At 70.5% G+C, this 5,800-nt stretch carries 4 protein-coding genes and 1 pseudogene; 3 read left to right on the top strand and 2 right to left on the bottom strand.

Annotated features, from left to right (window positions below; all coding sequences use genetic code 11):
- On the top strand, positions 1-1,181 hold a 1,181-nt coding region (gene purD, locus ACIQ3R_RS14300), incomplete at its 5' end, for a phosphoribosylamine--glycine ligase (RefSeq protein ID WP_397419531.1).
- A 20-nt stretch (positions 1,182-1,201) separates the two neighbouring features.
- On the opposite strand, the gene ACIQ3R_RS14295 is transcribed toward purD, so the two are convergent.
- Positions 1,202-2,185, bottom strand: coding sequence for a TraB/GumN family protein (locus ACIQ3R_RS14295; RefSeq protein ID WP_397419530.1), 984 nt, complete (start codon positions 2,183-2,185; stop codon positions 1,202-1,204).
- 43 nt (positions 2,186-2,228) lie between these two features.
- Between ACIQ3R_RS14295 and mutL the strand changes: the two genes are divergently transcribed.
- Both mutL and ACIQ3R_RS14285 read left to right on the top strand, forming a co-directional pair.
- Positions 2,229-4,055: a DNA mismatch repair endonuclease MutL gene (gene mutL / locus ACIQ3R_RS14290; RefSeq protein ID WP_397419532.1), complete on the top strand. Its 1,827-nt coding sequence runs from the start codon at positions 2,229-2,231 to the stop codon at positions 4,053-4,055.
- Positions 4,056-4,130: 75 nt separating this feature from the next.
- Positions 4,131-5,120: an SDR family NAD(P)-dependent oxidoreductase gene (locus ACIQ3R_RS14285; protein ID WP_397419529.1), complete on the top strand. Its 990-nt coding sequence runs from the start codon at positions 4,131-4,133 to the stop codon at positions 5,118-5,120.
- Between the two features lie 3 nt (positions 5,121-5,123).
- On the opposite strand, the pseudogene ACIQ3R_RS14280 reads toward ACIQ3R_RS14285, so the two are convergent.
- Positions 5,124-5,800: pseudogene (locus ACIQ3R_RS14280) on the bottom strand (hypothetical protein); the annotation flags it as partial.

The following is a 5,800-nucleotide window of genomic DNA, read 5'->3' as shown; positions in this document are numbered from 1 at the left end:
TCGTCGCCGCCCCGGGCAATCCCGGCATGGCCGCCCAGTGCGAGGTGCAGGACGTCGCCGTCACCGATGTGGCCGGACAGGTGGCGCTGGCCCGGAAGATCGCCGCCGACCTGGTTGTAATCGGGCCGGAATCGGCGGTCGCGGCAGGTCTCGCCGATGCGCTGGCGGCGGCCGGCATTCCGGCGTTCGGCCCCACCAAAGCAGCTGGTCAGCTGGAGAGCTCCAAAGCCTTCACCAAGGCGTTCTGCGATCGCCATGGCCTGCCGACCTCGGCCTATCGGACCTGCGAGTCGGCGGTCGAGGCGAAGGCGGCGCTGGCCCATTTCGCGGCGCCCTATGTGATCAAGGCCGACGGCTTGGCGGCGGGCAAGGGCGTGGTGATCGCGCCCACCCGCGCCGACGCGGAAGCGGCCATCGACGATGCTTTTGGCGGCCGATTCGGCGCGGCCGGCGCGCGGGTGGTGATCGAGGAGTTTCTCGAAGGCGAAATCGGCTCGCTGTTCGCGCTCTGCGACGGGAACACGGTGATGCCCTTCGGTTGGGCCCAGGATCACAAGCGGGCCTTTGACGGTGAGAAAGGCCCCAACACCGGCGGCATGGGGACCTACTCGCCGGCGCCGGTGTTCACGCCGGAACTGGTGGACCAGGTGATGGAGCGCCTCGCCAGGCCCGCCTTCGCCGGCATCGCCGCCGACGGGTCGCCCTATCGCGGTGTGCTGTTCGTGGAGCTGATGGCCACCCGCGACGGCCCCAAGCTGGTGGAGTTCAACGTCCGTTTCGGGGACCCGGAATGTCAGGTGCTGATGGCCCGGCTGGAGAGTGATCTGGTCCCCTACCTGATGGCCTGCGCGACCGGGCGTCTGCACGAACTGCCGGCGCCCGGCTGGCGGAACGACGCTGCAGTGTGCGTGGTGTTGGCGGCGAAAGGCTATCCGGAGGCCCCTGTGAGCGGCGGCGTCATCCGGCTTCCTGACGCCTTGCCCGGCGACACGATGGTGTTCCACGCCGGAACCCGCGACGACGCGGGAACCCTGCGCGCAGCCGGCGGCCGGGTGCTGAACGTCACCGCCTGGGCGCCGACTCTGAGGGCCGCACGCGATCGAGCCTATGCGGCCGTCGACAGCATCGACTTCGAGGACGGCTTTTGCCGAAGGGATATCGGCTGGCGCGCGCTGGGGTAGCGATCTCGCGACCGGGTCCCTCAGTCCGCGTTCGGCGCCTTCACCGTGAAGCCGCGCGCGCGAAGGCGATCCAGCACGCCGCGTTCGGCCAGCAGGGGGCGAAGGGGGACCAAGGCCAGGGCGTGGCCGGGCGTGTTCAACGCGGCCTCGATAGCCGCTGCGGTGTCGGCTTTGGTGCGTTCATCGTAGCTTCGACCGCCCGTCACGGCGGCCAGGCAACGCTCGTAGGTGCGTTCATTGGCCAGCGCACCGGCGACATCGCCCGCCGCCCAGGCGCGCGCGGCGGCGCGGGTGACCTCAGGCCCGGCCTCGGCCTGCGCCAGCACCTCATCGAAGCACATGCGGCCCAAGGCGTGCGGGGTCTTCAGAATTCCGGAAAGCTGAGGACCGAGGTCGTAGGTCTTTTCCACCGTTCGCACGCCCGCTTGCTTGGCCAGAAGCCGGACGAGTTTGGCGGGGTCTGAATTGGTCAGGGCGTTGCCGTCCCGATAGTCCAGCGCGAGCTGCACGCCGGCCGCCAGGGGGTTGGTGGTGGCGTAGCGCCTGGCGTCCTGGCCGAGGCGGGTGCGGGCCGCCACAAATCGCGCGCGCGTGGCCGGATCGAGTCGGTTTTCATACGGCCCGCCGGATCGCAGACGCAGCAGAGCGACGCCGGTTCCCAGCGAACCCAGGGCGCGCACCCGGATGTTGATGAAGGGCAGGATGACCACATTGGCGCCCTTCAGCCGCCGCTCGAAGATCACCCGGTCCCACTGCATCTGCTTGGGCGCGAGCGAGGGCGCGCCGAGGATGTAGACGGTTGTGTCGCCATCGCTGACCCGCCACCAGGCCGGACCCGGCAGGCGGCCGCGCACGACCAGCTCATCCACAAGCGTGGCGTTGGGATCATCAAGAACCGGCGCCGGGGCTGCAGGCGCCGAGCCTGCAGGCGTCTGGGCGGCGGCGGGCGCGGCCAGGAACAACGCAAGCAGCGAGTACAGGAAGGTTCGATGCGGAACGGCCATGGGCGCCTCGGAATCGATCTATAGACTGAAGCGCATCAACATCATGCCGATCCGCCGCCTCCCGCCCGAAATGATCAACCGCATCGCCGCCGGCGAGGTGGTGGAGCGCCCGGCCAGCGCGGTCAAGGAGCTGGTCGAGAACGCCCTGGATGCCGGCGCGACCGAGATCCTCGTCCAGGCCGACGGCGGGGGCCTGGCCCGCATCCTGGTGGCTGATGATGGCTCGGGTTTGACGGCCGCTGAACTCCCCCTGGCGGTGGAGCGGCACGCGACCTCGAAGCTCAGCCCGGATGCGGAAGGCGCCTATGATCTGCTGCGGATCGCCACCATGGGCTTCCGGGGCGAGGCTCTGCCCTCCATCGGTTCCGTGGCCCGCCTTTCGATCACCAGCCGGGCCCGGGGCCAGGCCGAGGCCAATGCCCTGCAGGTCGACGCCGGCGCGGTCGGCGCGGTGGGACCGGCCGCCTTCGCCGGACCGCACGGCGCTCGCGTGGAGGTGCGCGACCTGTTCCACGCCACGCCCGCGCGGCTGAAGTTCATGAAGTCGGAGCGGTCCGAGGCGCTGGCCATCACGGAGGAGGTCAAGCGCCAGGCCATGGCCAATCCGGCGGTCGGTTTCACTCTGGAGCTGGACGGCCGCCGCGCATTGCGCCTCCCGGCCGAGGCCGAGGGGAGTGCGGGTCGCCTCGCCAGACTGGCCGCCGTGCTGGGCCGCGAGTTCTCCGACAACGCGCTGCTGATCGACCATGAGCGCGAGGGCGTGCGGCTTTCGGGCTATGCGGGCCTACCGACCTACAACCGGGGCAATGCGGCGCACCAGCATCTGTTCGTGAATGGGCGGCCGGTGCGGGATCGTTTGCTGCAGGGGGCGCTGCGGGGCGCCTATGCTGACTTTCTGGCGCGGGACCGGCACCCGGTGGCGGCGCTCTATGTGGAGCTCGATCCGACCCAGGTTGATGTGAACGTACACCCGGCGAAGGCCGAGGTGCGGTTCCGTGATCCGGGGCTTGTGCGCGGACTGATCGTCGGCGGCTTGCGTCACGCCCTGGCCGGGGCCGGACATCGGGCGGCGACCACCGTGGCGATGGCCGCGCTCGGCGGCTTCCGGCCGGGGGGCGGTTACACGCCGCCGCCTCGGGCCAGCGGCTACTCGGCCTGGTCCGGCGGCGGATGGACGCAGCCGCCGCCCGTCGCGCAGGGCCTTCCCGGCATGGGCGAGATCAGCGCCCGGGCCGAGTTCGCCGGGATAGCGGAAGACGCCGCGCCCGCGCCGACACCGGATCTTCTGGACTTCCCGCTGGGCGCCGCCCGCGCCCAGGTGCACGAGACCTACATCGTCGCTCAGACCCGAGATGGAGTCGTGATCGTCGACCAGCACGCCGCGCATGAGCGGCTGGTCTATGAGCGCATGAAAGTGGAGATGGCGGAGGGCGGCGTGGCGCGCCAGGCGCTGCTGCTGCCCGAGGTGGTTGAGCTCGACCCCGCAGAGGCGGAGCGGGTGGTCGGCCGCGCCGAGGAGCTTTCGGGCCTCGGACTGGTGGTCGAGGCTTTCGGCCCGGGCGCCGTGCTGGTGCGCGAGACCCCTGCCCTGCTGGGCGAGACCGACATCGCGGGCCTGGTGCGCGACATCGCCGACGACCTCGGACAGCACGGCTCGGCCCTGGCGCTCTCGGAGCGGCTGCAAGAGGTCTGCTCGACCATGGCCTGCCACGGTTCGGTGCGCGCCGGACGGCGGCTTACGGCGCCGGAGATGAATGCGCTGCTGCGCCAGATGGAGGCGACCCCCCACTCGGGCCAGTGCAACCATGGCCGCCCCACCTATGTCGAACTGAAGCTGGCCGATATCGAGCGGCTGTTCGGCCGGCGATAGTCGTTCTCCTCCCCCCCTGGCGCAGCAAGGGAAAGCCCCCATTCTATGGTCCAGGCGCCCAACACAGGACACAACATGCCCCACGCCCTCAATCGCCGCGGTCTGCTCGGCGCCGCTTCCCTCGCCGCGATCGCAGCGCCCGCCGCGGCCCAGACTCCGGCGCCGACCTCGCTGGCCGGAAAGACCGTGCTGATCACCGGCGCCAGTTCCGGGTTCGGGCGGCTGAGCGCGCTGCATCTGGCCGATCTGGGGGCCACGGTGATCGCCTCGATGCGTAACCTGGATGGCGGCAAGCGGCCCGACGCGGTCTCCCTGTTGGCCGAGGCCAAGGGCAAACCGGGCAAGGTGCATCTGGTGGAGATCGACGTCACCAAGCCCGACCAGGTGGTGGCCGGCGTCGCGGCGGCCGAGCGGATCGCCGGCGGCGGGCTGGACGCGGTGCTCTCCAACGCAGGCATCGGCGGGGCGGGCCCTATCGAACTGCAGGACGAGATCGCGCTGGAGACCCAGTTCCAGACCAACCTGCTGGGCAGCCTGCGGGTGGCGCGGGCGGCGTTGCCGGCCATGCGGGCGAAGAAGGCCGGGCTGATCATGCCGGTCTCGTCTCAGCTGGGGCGGATCGTGATGCCCAACATCGGCGCCTATTGCTCATCCAAGTGGGGGCTGGAGGCGGCGTTCGAGGCCCTGGCCTATGAGCTCGCGCCCTTTGGCGTGGAGGTCACGATCATTCAGCCGGGCGGTTATCCCACCCGCATCTGGGAGAGCGGCGGCCGGGCGGCCGAGGCCATGTTCGCCCGCAATGAACCCGCCCGCATGGCGGCCTACGCCACCTCCGTGGCCCAGACCCGCGCCATGATGACCGGTCCGCGCAACACCGACCCGAAAGACGTGGCGCGCGCCGTGGCCGAGCTGATGGCCATGCCTTTGGGTCAGCGCCCGCTGCGCCGCCCGGTGCATCCCAACACGGCGGTGACTGTCGCGGTCAACAAGGCCCTGGCCGGGATCCAGGCGCAGGTGCTCGGCCAGGGCCCCTACGCGCCCTGGCATGCCGCGGTCGTAGGCTAGGCGCTACTCTGCGGCGTCTGCAGCCGCCTTTTTGAGGTCCGGCGCGTTGGGCGAGCGCATCGCAACGCCGCCCTCCATGCCGGCCTTGAGCGCTGCGGCGGCGCCTTCGTGCGACATGATCTTGGAGAGCACCGCCTGTCCGGCGCGCTCGAACCACTCGCGGTTGTCGATCACGTACTGGCGTGAGGTGCGATAGCCTTCCAGGAGGCCGTTGATCTCCGGGATCACATAGCGGGCGACCAGGTCCCAGCTCCGCGCGGTGTTCTCGCGGTTGGCCCAGTCGTGCGCAAAGCCCAACACTGTCCCGAATCCGCCCGCCGAGGCGCTGAGCTTGCGGATCGCCGCGATCAGGTCGTCAGGCGTGCCGATCACGGCGGCGGCGCCGTCCACGAAGGCGGTCTGGTCGACAGCCTCGTCGGGGCTCTTGAACACCGCGGCGCCGGGCCGCATCAGCGTGCCGACCGTGTACTCATTGTGCCAGTGCATCAGACCCGGGCCGGCCTGGGCGCGGGCCTCCTCGCGGGTCTCGGCGATGTGCCAGCTCATCAGCACGCGCCAGTTCTTGCGGTCGACGACCTGCCCGTACTTGGCCGCCGCCTGCTCGGCGAAGCCCCATTGGGTGGGCAGCGCCGCCAGTCCCTGGTCGGAGTTGGAACCGATGGAGAGCACGCCCATCCCGT

This window comes from Phenylobacterium sp. (assembly GCF_044371015.1).
In the GTDB taxonomy this organism is placed as follows: Bacteria; Pseudomonadota; Alphaproteobacteria; order Caulobacterales; family Caulobacteraceae; genus Phenylobacterium.
Note: the sequence above shows the minus strand (reverse complement) of the source record. Positions and strands in the feature narration are given on the sequence as shown.